Consider the following 24,392-nt stretch of genomic DNA (forward strand, 5'->3'; position numbering starts at 1 on the left):
CTTACACCAGTGCGAACGCGACGAGCGCCAGCGCAGCGAGACCGAGTGCGTACTTCAGCCCGCTGAGGGCGCTGTTGTCGGCGAGTTTTCCGGCGAGCAGCCCACTGCCAATCGCCTGAATGAGCGCGGAGTGGAGGAACACCATGTGGTAACTGCTGATTGGAATCGACGAGATGCCGATGGGGAGGCTCTGTCCGTTGGCGGCGGACGTCTCGGGGGCAGTCATCTCGGCGAGCGGCGCGAGGTAGCTCGCGCCGAGCATCAGGATGACAAACAGGTACACGAAGTACCCGATGACCACGATGGCGATGTACGAACCCATGGCGCGACGGCGGGACTTCTCCAGTTTGTACCGGTTGCGGGTGTCCTCGGCGGCGACACTGAGGACGCGCGAGAGGTCGCCGCTAGTCCGGCCACCACTGGCGATGAGGCGGATGACCCGCGACAGTTGCGGGACGCCGAGTCGCCGGGCGAAGGACATGAGGGCGGCGTGTGCGTCGTGGTTCCACCGGATGTCGTTGCGGAGTGCGCGGAGTTCGTCCGCGAGGGCTCCGTTCGACCAGCGTGCGACGAGTGCCAGCGACTCGACGAGTGGGATACCCATCTGGTTGGCACTCGAAAGCAGGTTGAGCGTGTCCGGGAACCGCCGTTCGAGGTTTCGCTCGCGGCGGACGCGCATCTCGTGGAACACCATCAGCGGAACCGCGACGATGCCGAAGGGCACCACAGCCAGCCACACGGTGGTGTTGTAGGGATTCGCGAGCATCGCGTCGAGGGTCGGCGTCGCCAATCCGAGCACGAGTACCGCGACCATCGCTGCGAGCGCGAGTGGGACCGTGACGACAGCCGAGAGGTACGGTTGCCGCTTCATCAGGTCGACGGGGTTGCCGACGAGGTCACGGAGCGTGTACAGGACGTTCGAGCGGCGGTACGTGTCGTATCGAACGTCGACGATTCCCCCGTCGGAGGCGACGACGTTGCCGTCACCCCAGCGTTCCGCTCGGGTGCGTTCAATCTCGCGGCGGATAACCGAGGCCGCGTCGCTGATTGCCTCTCGAAGCTCTTCGACGACGGTCACGTCGTGTTGGGTTTCGACCGTGTCCTGCGTGTACGGAGCCGACAGCACGTCCACGAGCAGCAGGAACAACGCCATCCCGAGTGGGAAGATGAGGTAGTTCAGCGCGTACAGTTGGACGAGCGTGTCGCCGCCGAGGAAGCTGATGACCATCAGCGTCACGATGAGCAACAGCGGCGCGGCGACGAACGCCGCGACGAACACTTCCGAGAGCATCGAGAGCGTCTCGATGAACTCCTCTTGCTCGTCGCGGGCCTCTTCGAGGTAGGTCGACGATTCGCGGTCTAAGAACGCGGTGACGTCGCCGCCGGAGTCGAGCACCGACAGCAAGTCGTCGAGGAACTGCTCGAAGTTTATCGAGGGCGTGAGGTTCCGGGAGTTTCGGAGCGCGGTGAACAGGTCGTTGCCGAACAGTTCCATGTCGCGGGCAATCATCTCGAACTCGCGGGAGACCTCGCCGTAGTCGTCTGCCTCGGCGACAGAGCGAATGACTTCGAGGAAGCTCATGCCGCCGTGGCTCAGGGCGTACATGTAGACGATGGCGTGTGGGAGCAGGATGTCGATGCTCCGGCCGCGCATCTCGGCTCGGCTCTTCGGGATGTAGTATCGGGCGTAGTAGGTCCCGCCTCCGAAGATAAGCCCTGCGAGGAGCACGAGCGCCCACGCGAGGATGGCGACTTTGTACTGGAGGAGCGGCGCGATGAGTTCGGACGAGAGACCGAGCCGCAGGGGGCTGGAGACGTTCGCGAGGATGCCCAGCCGGGCCAGTACCACAGCCGCGACGCCCCCGAGAACAGCCCCGACGAGCGTCGTAATGAAGGCCAGTTTGATAGACTGCGTGAGGTAGATGTCGTAGGTCGTCCCCACCCGTGCCTGGTTCAGCCAGCGCTGCAAGTCGCGGTGTCCAGACGGGTGGCGCTTGAAGTACGCCCGGATGTATCCGTATCGGTCGCGGAGCCGACGGACCTCCTCGGGCGACTCGTCGAGGTGTTCCCGTGGGAAGTACTGCTCGACCTCGTAGTCGGGCAGCGGGACCGAAGTCTCGGTATCAGAGCTCATCGGCATCCTCCTCGTCGTCGGCGTCCCCAGTGCCAGCGTCGGCGGGGTCTGGGTCGCCGTTCGCAACCTCGGGGTCCGGCTCACCGAATATCATCTCGGAGTCCGAGTCGTCCGCAGTACCAGAGCCGTCGTCACCGGTGTCGGCCGCGTCGCCGATGTGGAGGTCGAACAGGTCTTCGAGGAGTTCCTCCGTCTCGGCGGAGAGTTCGTCGTCTTCGTCGTACGACTCGCCCGCCGAATCCCCGTCTGCGTCTTCGACCGTCGCGAGCGACGTGTTTTCGTAGACGAGCGAGAGAACACCCTCGCGGTCGCGTTCGAACCGGCGAATCATCGCGGCCACGTCGCGGTAGTCGTCGATACCTTCTGCGGCCAGGTATCGGAGGACGTCGGCGCGGATATCCAGTTCGTATTCGAGGTCGGCCTTGGTCCAGCCACGTTCGGCCGCGATACCGGCGAGCACCTCGGAGTCGGCGACTTTCTCGTGGGTGTCGTTCGTCGGGTTTCGCTGGAACACGTCGTGGAGGTCTATCGACCCCTCGCCGTCTGCGTCGACGATTTCCGTGACGCCGACGTTGCGGCGGGTCCGGTCCCCGTCGAGGTAGATTTGTTTTTGGACCGAGATGATGTCGAGGTCCGACAGCATCTGTTCGGGCACCCCGAGCGGTTCGTTCTGCATCCGGTGGACCACGCCCTCCGCGGAGTCAGCGTGGAACGTCGTGTACGCGGTGTGGCCCGTGGCGATGGCGTGGAAGAAGGTCAGAGCGACGCGCTCTTCGGTCCGAATCTCTCCCACGAGGAGGTATTCGGGACGCTGCCGGAGGGCGGCCTGCAAGAGCGCGTACATCGAGACTTCGCCGCGACCGTCGGCGGTGAAGGTGTCGCGCGTGACCGACTGAATCCAGTTTTCGTGGGGGAGCGTGACTTCACGGGTGTCCTCGATAGAGACTACCTTCGCGTGGCCAGGGACGAAGAACGACACCGCGTTCATCGAGGTAGTCTTGCCCGACCCCGTCCCGCCCGCGAAGATGAGAGAGCGGTTGTTCTCGATGGCGAGCCAGAAGTACGCCATCTGCTCGACGCTGAAGGTGTTCCACCGGACGAGGTCCACCGGCGACAGCGGCACGTCCGAGAACTTCCGGATGGTGAAGTTCGACCCGCGCGTGGCGATGTCGGAGCCGAGGGTCAACTGCACGCGCGACCCGTCGGGGAGGCTGGCGTCGACGAGCGGGTCGGAGACAGTCACCTGCTTGCCCGCGCGTTGCGCGAGGCGAATCGTGAACGACGAGAGGTCGCCGTCGTCGAACACGACGTTCGTCGGCATGTCGCGGTAGACGCCGTGGAAGACGTACACCGGGACCTCGTCGCCGTCACAGGAGATGTCTTCGATGCCCGGGTCGCGCATCACTGGGTCGATACGACCGTAGTAGATGAAGTCGCGGAGGAGGTAGTAAAACAGCTTCCAGAGAGAGCCGTCTTCGACCGTCGCGGCGTGCTCGGAGATGATGTCTCGGGCTTCTTCGTCGAACACTTCCTCACGTTCGCCCTCGTTTTCGAGGTCGCGGTACAGGAGGCTGTTACGGAGAATCTTCGTGAGGTCGTCGCGGACGAAGTTCTCGAACGTGTCGAGTTGCGGTTCGCTCACGTGGTACCGGTGTTCGCGGAGTTCGGGGTCGTAGAGGATGGAGACGAACGCGAAAGGTTTGTTCACCCAGTAGTGTTCGACGTCCTCGGAACCTTCGAGGAACGAGAAGTCGAAGAATCGCGTCTCGATGAACTCCTCGGGAGGCGCTGGCGCGAAGGCGGTCTCGGGGTCGATGCCCGCGAAGTACGCTTTGACTTCCTTCAGCACCGCCTCGCGAAGCGTCTCCGGCCGTTCGATTTCGTCTTCGTGTTTGAACGCTTCGGTGACGTTTTCGGTCGGTCCGTATTCGATTCGGTCAGACGCCGGGATAGGAAGCTCCGAGACGCGCTCGGTCATCTCCTCCGGTCCAGTCGTTGGAACCAGTTCCGTGCCGGAACCGTCGGTTCGGGCCGATTCGGTACCGTCTTCGTTGTTCGTCGGGTTCGTGTCAGGGGCCGTCATTGTCTTGGAGGAGAGAACGGTAGGAATACCTGTAAGTATGGAGCGGCTACGGGTTCGAATTCAGTAGGTTAGGGCACACCTACTGCCCGAATTCGGCCATCTTCGGATTTGTGAATTATATCCGTCCCGACGAGGTGAGCGCGCGCTCGAACACGGGATTCCTGTGGAACGAGAACGAAATTTCTGTCGAACGAGAACGATTGAGTACGCTCCTCGCGCGCACGACATCAACCCTAATCGTCGGCGCGACCCCGGCCGCGTGTCGTCGCTGCCCGGGCCACTGACCGATGATGTACTCGAAAAATCATGTCGTACTATACCATGAGTATGCCAAACACAGTCATTGGCGCGTCTATCGTTCGAATTCGGGGGTTCTACCCCTCCGAGGCCTTGCGATTTCGCTGTTTCTTGTGGGGTAAAAATGGGACGAAGTTTCAAGAGAGGATGGGTTCTATATCAACGTGTATTATGGATATTGCTGATATCGCCACTCCTGATTTCGTCGAGGTCGATGCCAACGAGCGATTAGGCAAGGTCCGCGCAATCTTCGAGCGCGAGAACCCCAAGGGCGTCATCGTTGGCGAGGGCGGCGAATACGCGGGCGTGATTGGTGAGAAGCAACTCATCAACTCGCACGTCGAGGACGACACGAAGGCGTCGGCGCTGATGAAACCCGTCCCGAAACTGGACCGTCACGAGAACGTGCGAGAGGTCGCACGGATGCTCGTCGAGGGCGACACGAAGGTCGCTCCCGTCTACGAGGGTGAAAAGCAGTACGGCATCATCACCCAGAACGCCATCCTCGAAGCGGTCCTCGAAAATCTCGACACGCTGACTGTCGAGCAAATCTTCACGAGCGACGTCGTGACCATCGGCGAGCGCGACCACCTCGGACAGGCCATCAACCTGCTCCGCGAACACGGTATCTCGCGCCTGCCGGTCATCGACCGGGACGAGCGCCTCACCGGCGTTCTGACCACCTACGATCTCGTCGAGTTCATGGTGCGCGACGAGGGGCGACAGGGCAAGCAGGACCGCCGCGGCGACACCGACCGGATGCTCGACCTGCCGGTCTACGACCTGATGACGAGTCCGGCACTCACGGCGACGCCCGACGAGAGCGTCCGTGATGCGGTTGCCCGGATGCTCGAACAGGACATCGCCGGGCTGGTCGTCACGCCCGAAGAGGACGACGGCGAAGTCCTCGGCGTCCTGACCAAGACCGACGTGCTCCGCGCGCTCACCTACACGGAAGAAGAACAGATGGACGTCCAGGTGACGAACATCGACCTGCTGGAGACGCTCCAGCGCGGCGATATCGTCTCGGCCATCACGCAGGTGGCAGACAAATACCAGCGGATGAACGTCCACCACGCCCACGTTCGCTTCCACGAACACAAAGAGAAACTCCGCGGCACGCCACTCATCCAGTGCCAGATTCGGCTCCGCACGAGCCACGGCCAACTGGCAGGAAGCGGCGAAGGCTACGGTGCCGAACACGCGTTCCACGTCGCGCTCGACAAGCTCGAACGCAACGTCCTCGAAGTGAAGGGCTTCGAAGCAGACGAGCGCTACCGCGGCCAACTCCTGCGGAAGCTCAACGAACTGTAACTCGGCGAAAACGCCGTCAGAACGCACCGAACCGCGCTCGAACGCTTTTTTTGAGACCGAATCCAGACAGCGTCGCCTAATTCCAGTTAAAACTCGGTTCCGGCCAGCCCGCGGTCGGTGATTTTGAACGCCGCCTTCTCTCCGGCAGGCTTCGCGCGGTGTTTCTCCAGCGTCGCCCGGCGGTTTCCGCCCCGGAAGCGGTCGAGACGGAGCACCGTTCCCGTCCAGTGTTCGAGGGTGTGGCCGCCGAGTGCCCGCGTGCGGTCGGAGTCGGGGTCGGAGTACACCTGATTCGTGAGGACGACCGCGATGTCGTGTTTGCGCGCAATCGAGAGGAGATGCGTCACCTGTCGCGCGACGCGGCGGAGCGTTTCGCCGCCGTCGCCCTCGCCGGCGCGTTCGAGGCGATAGAACCCCGTCGCGGAGTCGACGACGATGAGGTCGGCCTGTTCGGCGAACTCGCTGGCGTCGCGGACAGCCTGCTCTTGGTCTTCGAAGTCGTACGCCTCGCTTATCATCAGTCGAGATGTCACGGCCTCCACGTCGCCGGGGGCGACCGCTTCGGCGAGTTGTTGGAACCGGTCGACCGACAGTCCCTCGGTGTCGATGTAGACGACGGTTCCACCCTCGGCGGCGACGCGAACGGCTGCCGAGAGGGCGACGTTCGTCTTTCCGGCCGCCGGCGGGCCGTAGACTTGCGTGACCGTCCCGCGCTCGAAGCCGCCGTCGAGCAGGTCGTCGAGGGGTTTACACCCGGTGGAGACTGGCTCTGTCACGACGAAAGGTGTGCGCCACCGACCGAAAAAGTCCTCGGTCCAGCCGGGGTGTGAAATCGCGATACGCTTTATCCGCTCGGTCACGAAGCTCTCAGCGTGATAGTCGTCGCCACCGCGGACTTCGAACTCTACCACGAAGCCGTGGCCGAACTCCGAAGTCGCGGGGTCACCTTCACCACCGTCGAACCGGGTGACCCCCTGCCGGACCGCGCCCGAGTCGTCATCACCAGCCCCGACGACGAGGTCGAAACCGACTGCTCGCGAGTGACCGCGACCGGTGACGACGCTCGCCGCGCGGTCGACGAGGCGCTCGCGACACTCCGCGGCGGCGGCGGACGAATCGTCGTCGGCGTCGACCCGGGAACGAGACCCGGAATCGCCGTCCTCTCGGGTGAGACGGTCGTCGCGGCGTTCCACGTCCCGCTCGCAGACGCCGTCGACGTCATCCGAAGCGAGACGGACGACGCCGTCGACCCGCTAGTCCGAATCGGCGACGGCGCGCGCCTCCAGGGTGCGAAAATCATCAACGACCTCGACGACGTACCGGTCGAACTCGTCGACGAGACCGGTACGACCCCCTATCTCGGCTCCGGTGCGCGCGGGATGGGTGACGTGCTCGCCGCGGTCAACATCGCACGCATAGACGGCGAGCGAATCGACTCCCGCGAGATAGAACCGACCGACGGCGAGCTCCAGCGCATCAAATCCAAGTCTCGCGAGCAGTCCGTGGACAACCGGACGATAGACGACGAACTGGCCCGCCGCGTCGCTGGCGGCGAGTTGAGTGTCGAGGAGGCGCTGGACGAACACCGCGAGCGCGAAGCGTGAGTCGTCGCCGGTGTCACGCCAGCCGTTCAACCACTCGTTTCGTCCCGGATTGTTCCGATTAGTCCGCGTCTAACTCCCGAATTCGCGTGTTCCGGGGTTCGGGCTTATACGGGTTCGGCGCGTATCTCCAGCCTATGACATCCGTCAGCCCGAGCGCGCTCGACGAGTCGCTCTCGTCAATTCACGACGGAACAGAGTGGGTCGATAGACACGCCTATCCGTTCGAATCGAAGTGTCTCGGTCTCTCGGCCGGTGCGGTTCACTACGTCGACGAGGGGCCGGACGATGGCGGGGCGGCGACGCTGCTCATGCTCCACGGGAACCCGACGTGGTCGTTTCTCTACCGACACCTGATTCGCGGCCTGCGCGACCAATACCGGTGTGTCGCACTCGACTACCTCGGGTTCGGGCTGTCGGAACGCCCCGCCGACTTTTCCTACCAGCCCGAATCCCAGGCCGCCGTCGTCGAGGAGTTCATCCACGAACTCGAACTTGAAGACGTCGTCCTCGTCGTCCAAGACTGGGGCGGCCCAATCGGTCTCTCGTACGCCATCGGGCGCCCCGACAACGTCCGCGGGCTGGTCGTGATGAACACGTGGATGTGGCCCGTGAACGACGAGACGCACTTCAGTCGCTTCTCGTCGCTCCTCGGAAGTCGTCTCGGCCGCGAACTCATCGAACGGTTCGACCTCTTTACGCGGGTGGTGATGCCGATGGGATTCGCCGACCGCTCGAAGCTCTCGGCGGCGGCACGCGAGCAGTACCGCATGGCGAACCGCGGCGACAGAACCGCGACAGCGGTGTTTCCGAAGGCGATTCTCGATTCGACCGCGTGGCTCTCGTCGCTGTGGGAACGCCGCGAGCGCATCGCGTTCCTCCCCGCGCGAATCATCTGGGGGATGGAAGACAGGGCGTTCCGCCCGGCGGAACTTCGAACGTTCGAGGGACTGTTCGCGAACTCCTCGTCGGTCCGACTCCACGGGGTCGGCCACTACGTCCAAGAGGAGTTCGGCCCCGACCTCGTACCGCTGGTTCGGGACTTCCTCGAACAGTTGTGAGTTGTGAGCTGAGGGCTGTGAGGTGTGAGCTGAGGGCTGTGAGGTGTGAGCTGAGAGCTGTGAGGTGTGAATCGTTCGCCCGCGCTGTGTTTATCACCACACCGAGCGACCGCTTCTGAATGGACCCGAACATAACGGTCGTGACACTGGGCGTGTCGGACCTCGACGAGTCGATTCGCTTCTACCGCGACGGCCTCGGATTCCCCCTGCGCGACCGCGACACCGACAGTGACATCGCGTTCTTCACGCTCGACGGGACGTGGCTCGCGCTCTATCCGTGGGACGCGCTCGCCGAGGACGCGACCGTCCCGCTGGAAGCCGTCTCCGCTCCAGAAAAACGCGACTTCTCGGGCGTCACGATTGCCCACAACGTCTCCGAGAAGTCGGACGTCGACGCCGCTCTCCAAGAGGCCGAAGCCGCGGGCGGAGACATCGTCAAGCCCGCACAAGAGGTGTTTTGGGGCGGCTATTCAGGGTACTTCGCCGACCCTGACGGCCACCTGTGGGAGGTCGCGTATCCGCAACTCACCGACGATTGAGCAGTCGAGTCGGTGCAGTCAGTCGTTTTCTACGACTGCATCGACCGCTCGGCGCATCACTTCTCGAACTGCGAGACCCGTCTCTTTCGCCACCGCGAGCGCGTCGTCGTACTCGGCGCTGCGGTCGTAGACGTCGCCGTCGACGTCGCTTGCGACCTTGACCGCGACCTCGTAGGTGTCGCCGTCGATGTCCAGCGACGCCGTCTCGAACTCGCGGCGTGCCGTCCAGCGGTGCCCCGCGCCGTGTTCTCTGATTCCGAGCGTTCCCGTCTCGACGGCGAGGCGGTAGGCGACGCGCTCGACGTCGTCGGGTTTGACGATGACCTTCACGAGATGACCGGGTCTGGACTTCTTCATCGTCGTCGGGAGGATAGTCACGTCGCGCGCGCCGGCGTCTTTCAGCGTCTCTTGGAGGCTCCCGAGAACCTCGGGTTCGACGTCGTCGAGGTTGGTCTCCAGGACGGAGATGTCGTCTCGGACGAGTCGTGAGCCACCGTCGCCGACGATTGCCCGGAGGACGTTCGGGTGGTCGGGGAAGTCCCACCCGCCAGCGCCGTAGCCCGACGACTCGACCGAAATCGAGGGGAGCGTCTCCACGCCCTCGGCGACGTGCGCGAGGATGGCGGCCCCGGTCGGGGTGAGCAGTTCGGCCTCGACCGGCCCGCCGCGGATGGACCAGTCGGCCTGTTCGACGACGTTGAGGACCGCGGGCGCGGGAATCGGGTAGGTTCCGTGGCTCATCGTCGTCTCGCCGCCGCCGACCGAGATGGGGCCGGTCACGACGCGCTCGACGTCGAGGTCCGAGAGGAGGAGACACGTTCCGACCACGTCGGCGATGGCGTCGTCCGCACCGACCTCGTGGAAGTGGGTCGCTTCGAGGTCGGTGCCGTGGACCTCGGCTTCGGCCTCGCCGAGGATGCGGAAGATAGCCGTCGCGTCCGCGACGACCGAGTCCGGCAGGTCCATCGACTCGACGAGTTCGACGACCTCGGGATAGGTTCGGTGTGGGCCGTGTCCCTCGGCGTGGGTGTGGTCGTGATGGTGGGAGTGTTCGTGATGGTCGCCGTCGCCGTGGCTGTGAGTGTGGTCGTGGTGGTGGTGACCGTCGTCACCGTGGTGGTGGGAATGCCCGTGAGAGTGCCCGTGACCGTGACTGTGTCCGTCCTCGTGGGAATGACCGTGCCTGTCCTCGTAGGAATGACTGTGCCCGTGGCCGCTCCCTCCGGCCAGACTGCCACGGAGGTGGTGCTCACGGCGTGGGTCGTCGTCGCTGGCGTCGTTAGCGTCGCCGGCGTCGCTGGTGTCGCTGGTGTCGCTGGTGTCGCTGTTAGCATCGTCGTCGACGCCCTCGCTAGCATCGGCGTCTGAATCGTCTTCGTGCCCGTATTCGTCCGCGTCGTGGCCTTCGCCACGCGGGTCGCCACCGTCGGTCTCGGCGAGAAGCACGTCGACTTTGGTCGCCGAGATGCCGTTTTTGTCGACGGTACGGACACGGTAGGAGACGTCGAGGGCATCCTCGACGGGGGAGAGGACGTCCGGGTCGGCACCGGCGGCGACGAGCGCACCGAGGAGCATGTCGCCGCTGGCACCCATCCGGCCGTCGAACGCGAGCAGTCGCATACCAATTCGTTGCTGTCGAAGGGTAAAAACGCCCGGCATCGTCGCGGCCGGGGGGTGTTTAGTCGGTAGGGATTAGTAGCTACCTGCCGTAGGGTCTGGTAGGCTGTCACCTGCGGGAGTACTGTCGCCGAGGTCGACTCGGGGAAGAACTTATCCGAAGGCATCTCACAGGTATCAGCATCCCCGCGAGGATACTATGAACGAAGTCCAACTCGAAGTGGCGAAGGCGTACCCGAACGACTCGGGGCGCGGTATCGCCCGTCTTGACCCGGACACCCTGCTCCATCTCAAGCTCTCACCGGGCGACATCATCGAGATAGAAGGAGGGAAGACGACCGCCGCGAAGGTGTGGCGGGCAGACCGGCAAGACTGGAATACGGATACGGTTCGCATCGACGGATTCACTCGGCAGAACGCCGACGTGAGCATCGGCGAGCGCGTGACCATCCGGAAAGCAGAGGCCAAGAAGGCCGACAAGCTCGTGCTCGCGCCGCCGGAGGAGGCGAGCGTGCAGTTCGGCTCCGACGCGGCCGGGATGGTCAAACGGCAGATTCTCAAGCGGCCCGTGGTCGAACGCGACATCGTCCCGGTGATGTCGAGTACGAACCACCCGTTCATGCGGTCGCCGGGACAGGCCATTCCGCTCATCTCGGTCGAGACGAAGCCCGAAGGCGTCGTCCTCGTCACCGAGGACACCGAGGTCGACCTCCGCGAGGAGCCGATTTCGGGATTCGAGAAGACCGGCGGCGGAATCACCTACGAGGACATCGGTGGCCTGACCAACGAGATTCAGCGCGTCCGCGAGATGGTCGAGTTGCCGATGAAGCACCCGCAAATCTTCCAAAAGCTCGGCATCGAGCCGCCGCAAGGGGTGCTGCTTCACGGCCCGCCCGGGACGGGGAAGACGCTCCTCGCCCGCGCGGTCGCCAACGAGACCTCTGCCAGTTTCTTCTCTATCGCTGGCCCGGAGATTATCTCGAAGTACTACGGCGAGTCCGAACAGCAACTCCGCGAGATATTCGAGGACGCCAAAGAGGAGTCGCCGAGTATCATCTTCATCGACGAACTCGACTCCATCGCGCCGAAGCGCGAGGACGTGACCGGCGAGGTCGAACGCCGCGTCGTCGCCCAACTCTTGACGATGATGGACGGCCTCGAAGCCCGGGGTCAGGTCATCGTCATCGCGGCGACGAACCGCGTCGACTCTGTCGACCCCGCGCTGCGTCGTCCCGGTCGATTCGACCGCGAAATCGAAATCGGCGTGCCCGACGAGGAGGGCCGCAAGGAGATTCTCCAGATTCACACCCGCGGCATGCCGCTTTCGGACGACGTGAACCTCGACACGCTGGCCGACGACACCCATGGCTTCGTCGGTGCCGACATCGAGGCGCTGACCAAGGAGGCGGCGATGAAGGCATTGCGCCGCTACCTGCCGGAAATCGACCTCGACCGCGAGGACATCCCGCCGAGTCTCATCGACCGGATGGTCGTCAAGAACGACGACTTCGGCGGTGCCCTCGGTGAGGTCGAACCCTCGGCGATGCGCGAGGTGCTCGTCGAGATTCCGAAGGTCACGTGGGAGGACGTGGGCGGTCTCGAAGACCCCAAACAGAAGGTCAAAGAGAGCGTCGAGTGGCCGCTCGTCACTCCCGAGAAGTTTGACCGCATGGGCATCGAGGCACCGAAAGGCGTTCTCCTCTACGGCCCACCCGGGACGGGGAAGACCCTCATCGCGAAGGCCGTCGCCAACGAGACGAACGCGAACTTCATCTCGGTGCGCGGGCCGCAACTGCTGTCGAAGTGGGTCGGTGAGTCGGAGAAGGCGATTCGGCAGACCTTCCGCAAGGCGCGGCAGGTGTCGCCGACCATCATCTTCTTCGACGAGTTGGACGCCCTCGCGCCAGCCCGCGGCAACGACATGGGTAACAACGTCTCCGAGCGCGTCGTCAACCAACTCCTGACCGAGTTGGACGGCCTCGAAGACGCCGGCAACGTCATGGTCATCGCGGCGACGAACCGCCCGGACATGATTGACCCCGCGCTCATCCGTTCGGGTCGCTTCGACCGGCTCGTCCTCATCGGCCAGCCCGAGGAGGAAGGCCGCGAGCAGATTCTGGACATCCACACCCAGTCGAGCCCGCTCGCGCCGGACGTGAGCCTCCGCGAAATCGCCGAGATTACCGACGGCTACGTCGGGTCGGACCTCGAATCCATCTGCCGCGAGGCAGCTATCGAGGCACTCCGTGAGAGCGACGACGCCGAGGAAATCGAGATGCGGCACTTCCGCAAGGCGATGGAGTCGGTGCGGCCGACCATCACGGAAGACCTGATGCGCTACTACGAAGAGATTCAAGACCAGTTCAAGGGTGGCTCCCGCGAGGGACTCTCGCCCGACACCCGCGACGGCCGTATCGGCTTCCAGTAAGCCGACGCCTGCGGGGTCTTCGTTTTTTAGCGTATTGGGACGGTAGCGGACGCGCTGTCTGACGATTCGGTTCTGACGAATCCGAGGGGTACGATAGCGATAGCGTCTTGACTAGAGGAAAATCCGGCAGCGGGTCAGTCGGCAGAAGCGACCGTAGTACTCTGTTCTTCAGCGGGTGACGTACTCACCTCTGCTCCGAGTCCAATTCCGGCAACTGCGACACCCATCACGAACAGTATAAGCGGACTTCGAAGCGTTCCAAGTGAAAGGTCCGAGTGAATACCGAACTGCGGGAGTCCCATCACCAAGAGAACGAACAGAATCTGCGGCACAGTGTTCGGGTTCTTCAAAGCGGACCGGTTTCGGGTCACTACCCACCCGGCGATGCCCCACGTGAGTCCGAGAACCAACAGTAATTGTGCGTCCCACGACCCATCGAGATAGTACACCCCAGACGCGAATACGCTAGCGAGGACACCAATCGAGAGGGCTTTGGAGTCAGCCATGCTTTCGAGACAAAACATAGACATAAAAGTGTTGAGTCAGACGTGAGGCGGGTCTGTCAATCCTTAACCTATTGGTTCAGAATCATTTTGTGAGTCTGTTCCGAACAGAAGATAATGGATAGAAAACGACTTGTGCGCTATCTTTCTGTTGGTTACACTCTCGCTGTGTTATTGGTTCAAGCAGCAGGTGGAGGTGACGCCTTTCCAATCATCAACGGAATAAAAACAGTCAACGTCGCCCTCCTCCTCGGTCTGGTTATCTTGCTGCTCGTCAATTACTACGTCCATCACAGCGAGACCAGTCCACGAGTTCACGAGTAGTTTTGGACGGCCCCAACCCGAATTCAGCACGACCGCAGAACACCCATTTGGTCTGTCAGGACTGGTGTAACACAATACAGAGTGTACCCCGTGAGTGAGTCACTGCTGAGAGCACTGACCAGTACATTTTTATCAACACATTAGAATATTTGATGATAGAGCTGACCGATAACCGTTTCTTCCTGCTTCTGAGCTGACTGTCGCCTCCGTCTCCAATCGAGGGTGTCGTCAGCTTCGCGTGCTGCTGTATTGCTCGTTAGCCACCCGCAGCCACAGATACATCATGTCACGACCAACGTTTATCGAATGCGACCGTCTCGAACTCAAGCCCCCTGAAGAAGACGACATCAAGTTCCTCAGAGAGGGAGTGAACCACCCGAAAGTCCGACGATACATCAGTGTGTTCAGAACGCCGTACACCGAAGAGCGCTACCGAGACGAGCTTTGGCCGAGAGAACACGACGAAGACACCGTCTCTCTACTCGCCGTTCCGACCGACGGCGATTTCTCGGGGGAACCAATTGGGTCAGTGCAACTCGCCCCCGTTAACCACACCGATGGATACGCGAACTTTGGCGTGTGGTTCCATCCGAAGGCGTGGGGAGAAGGATACGCCCTCGAAGCTAGCGCACACCTGCTTGCATACGGATTCCAAGAACTCAGATTACACCGTCTCTCTGCGACTGTGATGGCCCCGAACGAGGATTCGAAGTCTCTTTGCGAACGTCTCGGGTTCGTACACGAAGGGACTGCTCGTCAATCACAGTTTGCGAACGGGGACTACGTGGATGTCGAACGGTATGGGTACTAGCTTCGGAATGGGACGGACCGAGCGAGGTGCTGGAGAGTTGACGAGGTGACGAAGTCACCTCTTGCACTCTGTGCACGAGATGCGCCCTCTAACTCGCTCTCGTTGGCAACCCCGACGAAGCAATCGAGGGGCCACTGACAGGAAAGTAGATGAGGGAGTGGAGAGACACGTTGTTGTGCTCCTTTCGAACGCGGTGAATATATTCTCAGGAATCGGTCTCGACACTGCATCCAAAGCTACTGGTTGTAGGCCATGAGTGACCGAATCATCGGCTACGACGTGGCACGGTCGTTCGCCGTCGTCGGAATGGTCATCGTGAATTTCGAGATTGTGATGGGGGCCGATTCGAACGGCCCACACTGGGTGTTGTCTCTCTCACAGTTGTTTCACGGCCGCGCAGCCGCCTTGTTCGTCGTGCTGGCGGGCGTGGGAATAACGCTGTACACGAACAGAGCACGACTGGCGGGAGACGTCGAATCACTCCGAAAAAAGCGGGACACGCTGTTCAGACGTGCGGTGTTCCTCTTCGTGGTTGGGTTACTGTACGTCCCAATCTGGCCGGCAGATATCCTGCACTTCTATGGATTGTATCTCACCATCGGTGCGCTCGCCGTGACCGCATCCAGACGGCGACTGTGGATGCTCACGAGTGGGTTCGTGCTCGGCTTCGTGGTGCTCCTGTTCGCCATCGACTACGAGCGCGGCTGGGATTTCGCGACGCTCACCTACACGAACTTCTGGACCGTCCGTGGAATGGTTCGACACCTACTGTACAACGGCTTCCACCCGGTGTTCCCGTGGGTGGCGTTTCTGCTGTACGGGATGCTCCTCGGCCGGATGAATCTGCAAAACGTCACGCTTCGACGACGGGTGCTGGCCGGTGCACTCGCAGTCGTTGCCGTCGCAGAATCCGCGTCGTGGATGCTCACCGAGACACTTGCCAGTAGCCTCTCATCGGTGCCGCAGTCCGATATCGTGTCCTTGTTCGGGACGCAACCGATGCCACCGATGCCGCTCTACATTCTCGCGGGGGCTGGCACCGCGACTGTCGTTATCACTGGCTGTCTCGAACTCTGCGAGTACGTCTCCAACGAGGACCTGCTGGAGCCATTCGTTTCGACCGGACAGATGGCGTTGAGCCTCTACGTCGCACACGTCTTGCTCGGAATGGGCGCGCTGGAGATGGTTGGTCGTCTCGAAAACCAGTCGCCACCCTTTGCGATGGCCAGCGCGCTCACGTTCTCCGCACTCGGTATCGTCTTCTCGTATCTGTGGCTGCAACGATACTCACGCGGGCCACTCGAACAGGTCATGCGCACGGTGACAGATAGAACACTCTGGCGGTGAAAACGAAGGCGGTGGTGAATCGCTGGCAGACGTTTGCTGTTGCTGTTTCACGGGTCGCACTTTCCGCTTAAGACAGATACAGAAACTCCACCCAAAACCTACTGTACGTCACGAGGGCAACCAGAAACAGCGTGACACAGACAGAGAATCTATCGACTAACTACGACGAAGCCTCCATAGAGCATGAACGATGCTCCGAGGACAAGCCCACCAACGAGCCCCCCGGTTGTTGCGGAAGCAAGCACTCCGAGAGCCACTACTCCGCCACCGACGAGTATCCAACCCAGGCCAATCCAGTGGTTGCTGAGGGTCTCGACCCACGGTGAGACGCGAGGGGCGAGAACCTGCACAAGACCGACGAGAGCGAGAACCAGTCCCGCGACGACGCCACCCATGTTGACAGGGTTTGTCCAGAATACGAAGACGCCGATAGCGAGCACTGCGACTAGCATCGTACTCACGCCAGCCCACACACCGCCGAACGCATCGTCAATGTCAGTCATCGAAAGGGAGAGAATCTGAATAGCAGCGGGCAATCAGTTTTGCTGCAACGCGTATGTGAACAAATACTAGTCAGGTATTTAATACGTTCGCCAGCGACCGACTCGGGTCCTCTATTCAGCATGACCGCAGAAACCTCACTGAACCCTGTCAGAAGTCGCGTGCAACATACAGAGGGTGCGTTCAGCAACCTCCTGCTGTTGTATTCACGTTGGTTCAGCTTACTCACCCAATGTCGAATGTGGAAAATTCACCAATCCACACGTGTTGCCAGTCGCTCGTACCCGCCTCGGTAACTCAGGTAGTACGCAACCGGGAGAGCCACAATCATCACTGGGCCGATGAAGAGCAACTGTGAGAACGGGTCTGGCGGGATGAACAGCCCGTCTATCAATTGTGCAAAGAATAGGACACCCAGAACGGTCGCCACAAAACGAGCAAATGACGATTCAAGCATATTACACATATACAGTTAATCGGATTATCAACGTACCTGCATCGAACCATCCAACAGGTTCGTCTGTAATCAATCTCGCCTGACCGACTCGCGCCCTCTATTCAGCACGGCTCCGACAAAATATCAACAACAGATAATTTCAACAGAGCTGGAAATCTCCGTATCAATCCCACACCAATAGCAGAAAAAATACCAACTCATCCTGTCAATTCAATGTATGGCCCTCCACGCTGACCGCCGGTTCACCGCCGGACTCCTCGCCATCTGTTGTGGCGTCCTCGCTCCGCTCGTCGCAGAAGAGATACTCGCACATCGACTCTCGCTGGAAGGCATGCCCGTCGTCTATGGCTTCTTGGGACTTGCGGCGGTTGCAACCGCCGTTTCCGTCTGGAACGCGTCGACGTACTCGTGGAAGTACGTACTCCTGTATGGAGTGTTGACTGTCGGGAGTGCAGTTTCGACGTTCGGCTATCTGTTCGCCCAGACGCAGGCCTGACCGACTGTCCCGCCTCTGGGGAGTCTGTTTGCACCGAACAAAACGAAACCGCGGGGAACCTTAGAACAGAAGCGAGTCGTCGTTGTCAATCATGTAGAGCGTCCGCGCCGCCACGTTGACCGCGTGGTCGCCGATGCGTTCGAGGTCACGCACCGTAAGCAGGAGGCGGCGAACGTCGACGAGGAACTCTTCGGGGTCGAGTTCGCCGTCGCCTTCGAAGTCGCTTCCAGACATCAGGTCGCGCACGATAGTCTGGGAGGCTTCGTTACACATCGTGTCGATGTTGTCGTCGCGCTCTGCCACGGAGTGACACAGTTCCGTGTCTTCGCTCTCGTAGGCGTCCATAGCCTGGTCGACCATGTCGAGGGCGGCATCGCCGATACGCCGGATATCGACTTCCGTGTACACGTCGTTTTCGGCGTCGATGGCGTACTGTGCGAGGTTAGTCGCGAGGTCACCGATACGTTCGAGGTCGGTGATAATCTTGAACGACGCCGTGATGAACCGAAGGTCGCTCGCGACGGGCTGTTGGAGCGCGAGCAGGTCGATACAGTCCTGTTCGAGGTCGAGGTAGATGCGATTGATTTCGTGGTCGCCTTCGATGACTTCCTCGGCTTTGCGCTCGTCTTTGTCTTCGAGCGCATCGAGTGCGAAGCGGACGCGCTCGGCGACGAGCTCGCTGAGGTATAAGACATCCTCTTCGAGTTCGTTGAGCAGCGTTTGGTAACTGTTGCGGGCCATACGTGGCGTTGCGTTAGGCGTGGTGAAATTCCTTGTGATGCCACTGGTGACGATAGCATGTGACAAGCAAAAACCAGGTGAGAAAAGGGAGAGACCGGAACACCGCACGTGGGCGCAACTGCCCCGTGTGGTCGACTACCCGAACTTCCCGGTAATGTAGTCTTCGACGCGCTGACTCTCGGGGTTTTCGAAGATTTTCTGGGTGTCGTCGAACTCGACGAGTTCACCGCCGGTGAGGAACACGGCGGTCTTGTCGGAGATACGCGCCGCCTGCTGCATGTTGTGCGTGACGATGACGACGGTGTAGTCTTCGGCGAGTTCCTCGACGAGGTCCTCGATTTGCGAGGTTGCGACGGGGTCGAGCGCGGACGCCGGCTCGTCCATCAGGAGGACTTCGGGGTCGGTCGCAATCGCACGAGCGATACAGAGACGCTGTTGTTGCCCGCCGGAGAGGTCGAGACCGGATTCGTGGAGGCGGTCTTTGACCTCGTCCCAGAGGGCGGCGCGCTTCAGCGAATCCTCGACGATTTGGTCGTAGTCGCCGTCGATACCCTGAATCTTCAGGCCGTAGACGACGTTGTCGTAGATGCTCTTCGGGAAGGGGTTCGGCTTCTGGAAGACCATCCCGACGCGCCGGCGGAGTGCAACGGGGTCGACGTCGTCGTCGTAGACGTTCTTGCCGCGAAGCGTCAGGTCCCCCTCGACGCGTGCGACGTCGATGAGGTCGTTCATCCGGTTGATACACCGGAGGAACGTCGATTTCCCACACCCCGATGGGCCAATCATCGCGGTGACGCTGTTCTCCGGAATCTCCATCGAGATATCCGTGAGCGCGTGGTCGTCGCCGTACCAGACGTTGATGTCTTTGGATTCGATGACGGTTTCAGCGTCGTCTGTGACCGAACTCTCGGCCGCCGAGAGACCATCACTCACGTCGGTCTCGACGAGCATCTCGTCGTTCGTCGGGTCGTTTGTCCCGGTCATTGCTGATGATTCAACCTCAGTCTCTTTGTCTCTTTGGCTCATTGGCTGTATTAGGTTTCGCTTTCGTACTTGTTCCGGAGGACGATGGCGATGGAGTTCATCGCGAGGAGCACCGCGAGCAGAACGACGACACCAGCGGGCACGGCCTTGGTGTAGAAGTCCTCACTGGCGAACAGACTCGACCACGCGTACACCTGCAGCGGCATCGCGCTCACCTTCGACGAGAGTTCCGTCGGGAGGTTGAAAACCACGTTCGGAGCACCAATCATGATGAGCGGTGCGGTCTCACCGATTGCGCGGCCGAGCGCGAGGATAGTCCCGGTGAGGATACCCGGGAACGCTTCGGGGAGGACGACGTTCCGAACCGTCTGCCAGCGTGTCGCGCCCATTCCGTACGATGCCTGTCGCATGTCGTTCGGAACGGAGCGAATCGCCTCACGAGAGGAGATGATGACGATTGGCAGGATGAGCAGTGCGAGCGTCGCACCGCCGATGAGAACCGTCCCGGTCGCCTGCCCGAGGTACGTGACGAACACACCTAGGCCAAGCAGTCCGTAGACGACAGAGGGGACGCCAGCGAGGTTCGAGATGTTGACGTCGATAAATCGGGTGAATCGGTTGTCCGGGGCGTACTCTTCGAGATACACCGCGGCACCGACACCGAGTGGGAACGAGAGTGCGGCGACCGTCACCATCAGGAGGATAGAACCACCGATGGCGGGGTAGAGACCCGCGTTCTCGGCGCTCCCGCTGTGCGAACTGGTGAGGAACTGCCAGTCGGTCCACGCCTGCGGTCCGGCGAACCCGAGCGCGTCGACGGCGACAGCACCGACGAGTGCACCGACGATGACGGTGGCCGCGAAGACGAGCCCGGGTTTCAACTCTTCGCGAGTGATGACGGAACCGCCAGCGTACGCCGCAGTGGGAACGAACGAAACTGCGGTCACGACGACGAGCGCGTTGGCATCGATACCGACGAACGGACCGACGATAGCACCGAGAGCCGTGAGAACGAGCGCGCTTGCACCGGCGGCCACTCCGGCTTTGGTGTCTTCGCGGACCCGAGCGATGTACTGACCGACGACGAGTGCAGTGAGACCGCCGAGGACCAGCGTCAGGATAATCCAGTCAGTGGGAACGACCGGGGCCTGCTGGACGAGTTCCGGGATGCTGTGGAAGTAGCCCGGAACACCGAACAGCGAGAGGAAGAACAACAGCCCCGTGGCGGCCACGCGTGCGGTAAAGGGAATCTGCGTTTCGTACTTCGTCAGCAGGACGGTCCCAGCCACGGCGACGGCGAGACCAACAGCGTAGGAGAACCCGGTCAGCGGCGGGATGATATCGACGAAGACGATTGCGACGCCACCGCTGAACAGCAGTGAGACGAGCAGTGCGCCGACGACCATCCCACCGAGTTTGAGCGCTTCGCGGTTCCGGCGATAGAGTGCGCCGCCGACGAGTATCGTCGGAAGGACGAGCGTCAAGAAGAACGTCAGGTGCCATCCGGCGTCGGCCGTGAGGGGCTGAATAGCGTCGTTGGCGACGTAGACGAGAAGCACCGCCAGCGTGACGATACCGAACATCGTCGCGGCCAAGAGCAGGTACCGGAAGACGAGACCGGCAGTCCGGCTGACCTGTCCGAATCCTTGTGCGTAACTGGAGTCTTGCTCGGTTGCCATCTCAGTAGACCTCCCGGTAGCGTCGTGCGACGAAGTCGCTGATGATGTTCATGATGAGCGTGATGACGAACAGGACCAGCCCGATTGCGAACAGACTGCGGTAGGCGAGGCCGCCACCGGTGATGTCACCGGTCAGAAGCTGGACCATCGCGGCCGTCATCGGCAGCGCACCTTCGAGGTACGATGCCGGGTTCAGCGGGTTGAGGAACTTCGCCTGCGCACCGGCGGCGACGGTGACAGCCATCGTCTCGCCGATTGCGCGCGAGAGCGCGAGGATGAACGACGAGAAGATACCGGAGAGCGCGGCGGGGACGACGATGCCCGTCGAAACGTCGAACTTCGTCGCACCCATGCCGTATCCGGCCTGTCGCAGTTCGTCCGGCACGGCCGACATCGCGTCTTCGCTGATGGACGCGACCATCGGGATAATCATGATACCGACGACGATGCTCGCCGAAAGCATGTTGAACGTCCCGATGTTGGGGAAGACGACCCGCAGCGCGGGCGTGATGTAGATGAGCGCGAAGAACCCGTAGACGACGGTCGGAACGCCAGCGAGGATTTCGAGCGCAGGCTTGAGGATGGACCGAGCCTGCGGACTCGCGTACTCGCTCAGGTAGATGGCCGTCGCCACTCCGAGTGGGAGTGCGATGATGGCGGACCCGATAGTCACCATCAGCGTGGCCGAGATGAGGGCCATCACGCCGAACTCTTTGCTATGTATTTGCCAGGTCGTTCCCGTGAGGAAGTCGACGAGGTTCGCCGTCTCTCCTGCGACACCCATCAGCGGTGCGGTGAGGCTGAAGAACTTGGACGCCTCTGTGATGAGGAGTCCAACGATGCTGATGGTTGTGACGACGGAAAGCGCCGCGCACAGGAAGAAGAACGACCGCGTCAGCAACTCACGCGGAGCGTTCTCCGTGTTCCGCGTGAGGTCTGCTTCGAGGTCATCTGTACTCATTGGATTGTATGAATCGTGGTGTATGAAAAAGCGCTTCGTTACCCTATTCTGGCAGTAGACGCTCAGTTAGCCTCTTCGATGGCCGAGTTGAGCTTATCGAGCATCTCCTGTTTCTCGTCTTCACCGAGCGGCACGTAGCCGACTTCGTCGGCGACGATTTCCTTGCTGGTGGAGTTTTCCATCCAGTAGCGGGCGAACTCGGCGACGTGGTCCTTCGCGAGCGACTCCTTGGCGGGATACGTAAACAGCGGGCGCGAAAGCGGCGTGTAGTCGCCGGAGAGCGCCGTGTCGAGGGACGGCTCGACGTAGCCGTCGCCGTTGTCGACAGCGACTGCCTGGACGGCGTCTGTGTTTTCGCTGTAGTACGCGAAGCCCATGTAGCCGATAGCGAACTTCGAACCCTTGACACCCTGAATGATGGTGCGGTCCTGTTCGGTCGCGGAGTAGTCCTGGCGGTGACCCGGTCCTTCCTCGCCGAGGATGGCCTCGATGAAGTAGTCGTAGGTACCGGAGGCGTCGGTGGGACCGAAGATTTCGATTTCTTCCTCGGGCCACTCGGAGTTGACGTCGGACCACATCGTCGGCTTCTCTTCGGCCGAGAAGATGGTCTTGAGCTGCTCGACGGTGAGGCCCTCGCCGATGAAGTCGTTGTCGTTGTTGACGATGACCGTCAGCGCGTCGGTTGCGACCTTGAGTTCGACAGGGTTGATGTCGTTGTTAGAACACTGGTCCTGCTCTTCGCCCTTGATGGGGCGCGAGGCGTTGTTGAAGTCCGTCTGTCCGGTACAGAAGTAGTTGGCGAAGCCGCCACCGGAGCCAGTGGACTGGATGTTGACGTTGACTTCCGAGTGTTCCTTCTGGAAGCGCTCGGCCATCGCGGTGGCGAGCGGGAAGACGGTCGAAGAGCCGGCGACGTTGATGTCACCCGAGAGTCCTTCGGACTCAGACCCCGAACCGGAGTCCTCAGAGTCGCCCGAGCCACCGGACGCTTCGGTGGGTTCGGATTCGGAGTTACTGTTGTTTTCCGTACAGCCAGCGAGCCCGGTGAGTCCAGCCGCGCCAGAGGCAATCAGGAATTTGCGTCGCGACAGGATGTCGTCCGTCTTGCGCGTCATTATCGCTATGAATCGGATTTGTGGGTAAATACGCTGCTATGACAAATATATAGAGGTACGTTCTGGTATGTGGGTCATGGGGACTGACAGAACGCTCGATGCGAATCGCCGGGGCAGTGAGCCGTCCTTCGGATAGCAGTGAGGCGTGTGAATATCTCCCGAAGCGCTCAACTACCCGGCACTCCCGAATGGTGGTTGTAGTCTGACATTACTTACCACCAAGAGATGGATATTGGCACCCGTACCATCCCCAACCGACCCGAGATTCCTCCCAGCAGGGTAATTTCACCAATCATTATATAGAGATAGACAGTTTTATTGTGCGTAAACGACCATGCTCGCGTATGGTCGAAACCCGAAAGGTGCAGGTGACAGGCGGTTCCACCTACACCGTCTCCATCCCCAAAGACTGGGCGACGGAAAACGGCGTCTCCGCCGGAAGCGAAGTCGAATTCTACCCCGAAGGCGACTCCTTATTCTTGACTCCGCGCTCCGAAGAGGAGCGAACCGAGGGTACTCTCGACATCACGAACCTCGAAGGCGACGAACTCACGCGTGCGGTCATGACGATGTACGTGAGCGGGTTCGACATCATCGCGCTGGAGAGTTCGCGCATCACGACCGACCAGCGGCGGACCATCCGCGAAGCGACCCAGAGCCTCGTCGGACTGGAAGTGCTCGAAGAGACGCGCGACCGCGTGGTTATCCGCGACTTGCTGGACTCGTCCGAGCTCTCGATTCACAACGCGGTCACGCGCATGCGACTCATCTCGCTGTCGATGCTCGAAGACGCCATCGCGGCCCTCGCCGAACTGGACACGGACATGGCCCGCGACGTCATCCAGCGCGACGACGACGTCGACCGTCTCTGGATGGTCGTCTCCCGAATCTTCCGCGCCACCCTCCGTACTCCGAAGGCAGCCGAGGAACTCGGCCTGCCCCGTGAGGCGTGTTTCGACTACCAATCCGCTGCACGGCAGCTCGAACGCATCGGCGACCACGCGACCAAGATTGCCCACCTGACGCTGAACTTCGAAGAGCCCGTCGACGAGGAAATCGTCGTCGCCATCGAGGACCTCTTCGAAGAGGCGAAGAAGGTCGTCAACGGCGGGATGGACGCCCTGTTCGCCGAAGACAGCAACGAGGCGACGCGGCTGGCAAACGAGTCGCGTGAGGCCGTCCAGGCCATCGACGAGCGAGCCCGGAAAATCGACGAACTCCTCCGCGGTCTCGACCCGGCCCGTGCGCAACTGCTCGGCCTCATCGTCGACTCCGTCTCCCGGAGTGCCGACTACGGCGGCAACATCGCCGAGACGGCGCTTCAGAAGGCCGCACCGACGCCCTAACTGCTCTCTTTCGACCACCAGAGAGCCGGAGGCGTCTCTTCCAAATCTATTTA

General features: G+C 61.5%; 22 protein-coding genes. 10 read left to right on the plus strand and 12 right to left on the minus strand.

The genetic code is table 11. The features are described from left to right. Position 1: 1 nt before the first annotated feature. Both KU306_RS01195 and KU306_RS01200 read right to left on the minus strand, forming a co-directional pair. A complete protein-coding gene (locus tag KU306_RS01195) occupies positions 2-2,134 on the minus strand; it encodes a type II secretion system F family protein (RefSeq protein WP_193788115.1) in 2,133 nt (710 codons plus the stop codon). Further along, complete coding sequence (locus KU306_RS01200) at positions 2,124-4,217, minus strand: type II/IV secretion system ATPase subunit (RefSeq protein WP_258302624.1); 2,094 nt, start codon at positions 4,215-4,217, stop codon at positions 2,124-2,126. The genes KU306_RS01195 and KU306_RS01200 overlap by 11 nt, the downstream gene beginning before the upstream one ends. 468 nt (positions 4,218-4,685) lie before the next feature. Here KU306_RS01200 and KU306_RS01205 point away from each other — a divergent pair, with 468 nt between their 5' ends. After that, positions 4,686-5,828, plus strand: a complete 1,143-nt coding sequence (locus KU306_RS01205) for a CBS domain-containing protein (RefSeq protein ID WP_258302625.1) — start codon at positions 4,686-4,688, stop codon at positions 5,826-5,828. Positions 5,829-5,914: 86 nt separating this feature from the next. On the opposite strand, the gene radB is transcribed toward KU306_RS01205, so the two are convergent. Continuing rightward, the gene (radB, locus tag KU306_RS01210) at positions 5,915-6,604 is read right to left on the minus strand and encodes a DNA repair and recombination protein RadB (protein ID WP_049918751.1); all 690 of its coding nucleotides are present in this window, start codon (positions 6,602-6,604) and stop codon (positions 5,915-5,917) included. 96 nt (positions 6,605-6,700) lie between these two features. Here radB and KU306_RS01215 point away from each other — a divergent pair, with 96 nt between their 5' ends. From KU306_RS01215 to KU306_RS01225, 3 genes are all read left to right on the plus strand, one after another. Beyond that, positions 6,701-7,432: a hypothetical protein gene (locus tag KU306_RS01215; RefSeq protein WP_258302626.1), complete on the plus strand. Its 732-nt coding sequence runs from the start codon at positions 6,701-6,703 to the stop codon at positions 7,430-7,432. Positions 7,433-7,566: 134 nt separating this feature from the next. Then, positions 7,567-8,490 (plus strand): alpha/beta fold hydrolase, encoded by a 924-nt coding sequence (locus tag KU306_RS01220; protein WP_258302627.1) that lies wholly within the window; start codon positions 7,567-7,569, stop codon positions 8,488-8,490. A 119-nt stretch (positions 8,491-8,609) separates the two neighbouring features. Next, the gene (locus KU306_RS01225) at positions 8,610-9,029 is read left to right on the plus strand and encodes a VOC family protein (protein WP_007542770.1); all 420 of its coding nucleotides are present in this window, start codon (positions 8,610-8,612) and stop codon (positions 9,027-9,029) included. A gap of 18 nt (positions 9,030-9,047) precedes the next feature. On the opposite strand, the gene larC is transcribed toward KU306_RS01225, so the two are convergent. Next, positions 9,048-10,649, minus strand: a complete 1,602-nt coding sequence (larC, locus tag KU306_RS01230; RefSeq protein ID WP_258302628.1) for a nickel pincer cofactor biosynthesis protein LarC — start codon at positions 10,647-10,649, stop codon at positions 9,048-9,050. Between the two features lie 196 nt (positions 10,650-10,845). On the opposite strand from larC, the gene KU306_RS01235 reads away from it, so the two are divergent. Then, entirely contained in the window at positions 10,846-13,074 is a 2,229-nt protein-coding gene (locus KU306_RS01235) for a CDC48 family AAA ATPase (RefSeq protein ID WP_007542766.1), read from the plus strand. A gap of 134 nt (positions 13,075-13,208) precedes the next feature. Here the strand turns inward: KU306_RS01235 and KU306_RS01240 are convergent, their stop codons facing one another. Beyond that, a complete protein-coding gene (locus KU306_RS01240) occupies positions 13,209-13,580 on the minus strand; it encodes a hypothetical protein (protein ID WP_007542764.1) in 372 nt (123 codons plus the stop codon). A 114-nt stretch (positions 13,581-13,694) separates the two neighbouring features. Between KU306_RS01240 and KU306_RS01245 the strand changes: the two genes are divergently transcribed. The 3 genes from KU306_RS01245 (at position 13,695) to KU306_RS01255 (ending at position 16,059) form a co-directional block, all read left to right on the plus strand. After that, entirely contained in the window at positions 13,695-13,901 is a 207-nt protein-coding gene (locus KU306_RS01245) for a hypothetical protein (protein ID WP_152417760.1), read from the plus strand. A 283-nt stretch (positions 13,902-14,184) separates the two neighbouring features. Next, positions 14,185-14,712 carry a GNAT family N-acetyltransferase gene (locus tag KU306_RS01250; protein ID WP_258302629.1) on the plus strand — a complete coding sequence of 176 codons (528 nt, stop codon included), beginning with the start codon at positions 14,185-14,187 and terminating at the stop codon, positions 14,710-14,712. Positions 14,713-14,964: 252 nt separating this feature from the next. Further along, positions 14,965-16,059 (plus strand): DUF418 domain-containing protein, encoded by a 1,095-nt coding sequence (locus KU306_RS01255; protein WP_258302631.1) that lies wholly within the window; start codon positions 14,965-14,967, stop codon positions 16,057-16,059. Between the two features lie 149 nt (positions 16,060-16,208). Here KU306_RS01255 and KU306_RS01260 read toward each other — a convergent pair whose 3' ends face one another. Together KU306_RS01260 and KU306_RS19020 are read right to left on the minus strand one after the other, a co-directional pair. Next, positions 16,209-16,562 carry a hypothetical protein gene (locus tag KU306_RS01260; RefSeq protein WP_258302632.1) on the minus strand — a complete coding sequence of 118 codons (354 nt, stop codon included), beginning with the start codon at positions 16,560-16,562 and terminating at the stop codon, positions 16,209-16,211. A gap of 248 nt (positions 16,563-16,810) precedes the next feature. Then, positions 16,811-17,026, minus strand: coding sequence for a DUF7534 family protein (locus tag KU306_RS19020; RefSeq protein ID WP_425499531.1), 216 nt, complete (start codon positions 17,024-17,026; stop codon positions 16,811-16,813). A 208-nt stretch (positions 17,027-17,234) separates the two neighbouring features. Between KU306_RS19020 and KU306_RS01265 the strand changes: the two genes are divergently transcribed. Continuing rightward, the gene (locus KU306_RS01265; protein ID WP_258302633.1) at positions 17,235-17,513 is read left to right on the plus strand and encodes a hypothetical protein; all 279 of its coding nucleotides are present in this window, start codon (positions 17,235-17,237) and stop codon (positions 17,511-17,513) included. A gap of 60 nt (positions 17,514-17,573) precedes the next feature. Here the strand turns inward: KU306_RS01265 and phoU are convergent, their stop codons facing one another. The 5 genes from phoU to KU306_RS01290 all read right to left on the minus strand — a co-directional run bounded on the left by phoU (position 17,574) and on the right by KU306_RS01290 (position 22,993). Then, positions 17,574-18,254: a phosphate signaling complex protein PhoU gene (phoU, locus tag KU306_RS01270; protein WP_007542752.1), complete on the minus strand. Its 681-nt coding sequence runs from the start codon at positions 18,252-18,254 to the stop codon at positions 17,574-17,576. A gap of 135 nt (positions 18,255-18,389) precedes the next feature. Next, positions 18,390-19,238, minus strand: coding sequence for a phosphate ABC transporter ATP-binding protein PstB (gene pstB / locus KU306_RS01275; RefSeq protein ID WP_007542750.1), 849 nt, complete (start codon positions 19,236-19,238; stop codon positions 18,390-18,392). Positions 19,239-19,288: 50 nt separating this feature from the next. After that, positions 19,289-20,917, minus strand: coding sequence for a phosphate ABC transporter permease PstA (gene pstA / locus KU306_RS01280; protein ID WP_007542748.1), 1,629 nt, complete (start codon positions 20,915-20,917; stop codon positions 19,289-19,291). Position 20,918: 1 nt separating this feature from the next. Then, a complete protein-coding gene (gene pstC / locus KU306_RS01285) occupies positions 20,919-21,878 on the minus strand; it encodes a phosphate ABC transporter permease subunit PstC (protein WP_007542746.1) in 960 nt (319 codons plus the stop codon). A 62-nt stretch (positions 21,879-21,940) separates the two neighbouring features. Then, positions 21,941-22,993 (minus strand): PstS family phosphate ABC transporter substrate-binding protein, encoded by a 1,053-nt coding sequence (locus KU306_RS01290; RefSeq protein ID WP_258302634.1) that lies wholly within the window; start codon positions 22,991-22,993, stop codon positions 21,941-21,943. Positions 22,994-23,337: 344 nt separating this feature from the next. On the opposite strand from KU306_RS01290, the gene KU306_RS01295 reads away from it, so the two are divergent. Continuing rightward, positions 23,338-24,339, plus strand: coding sequence for a phosphate signaling complex PhoU family protein (locus tag KU306_RS01295; RefSeq protein ID WP_007542743.1), 1,002 nt, complete (start codon positions 23,338-23,340; stop codon positions 24,337-24,339). The last annotated feature ends 53 nt before the right edge of the window (positions 24,340-24,392 follow it).

The organism is Haloferax larsenii, assembly GCF_024730625.1.
Classification (GTDB): domain Archaea; phylum Halobacteriota; class Halobacteria; order Halobacteriales; family Haloferacaceae; genus Haloferax; species Haloferax larsenii.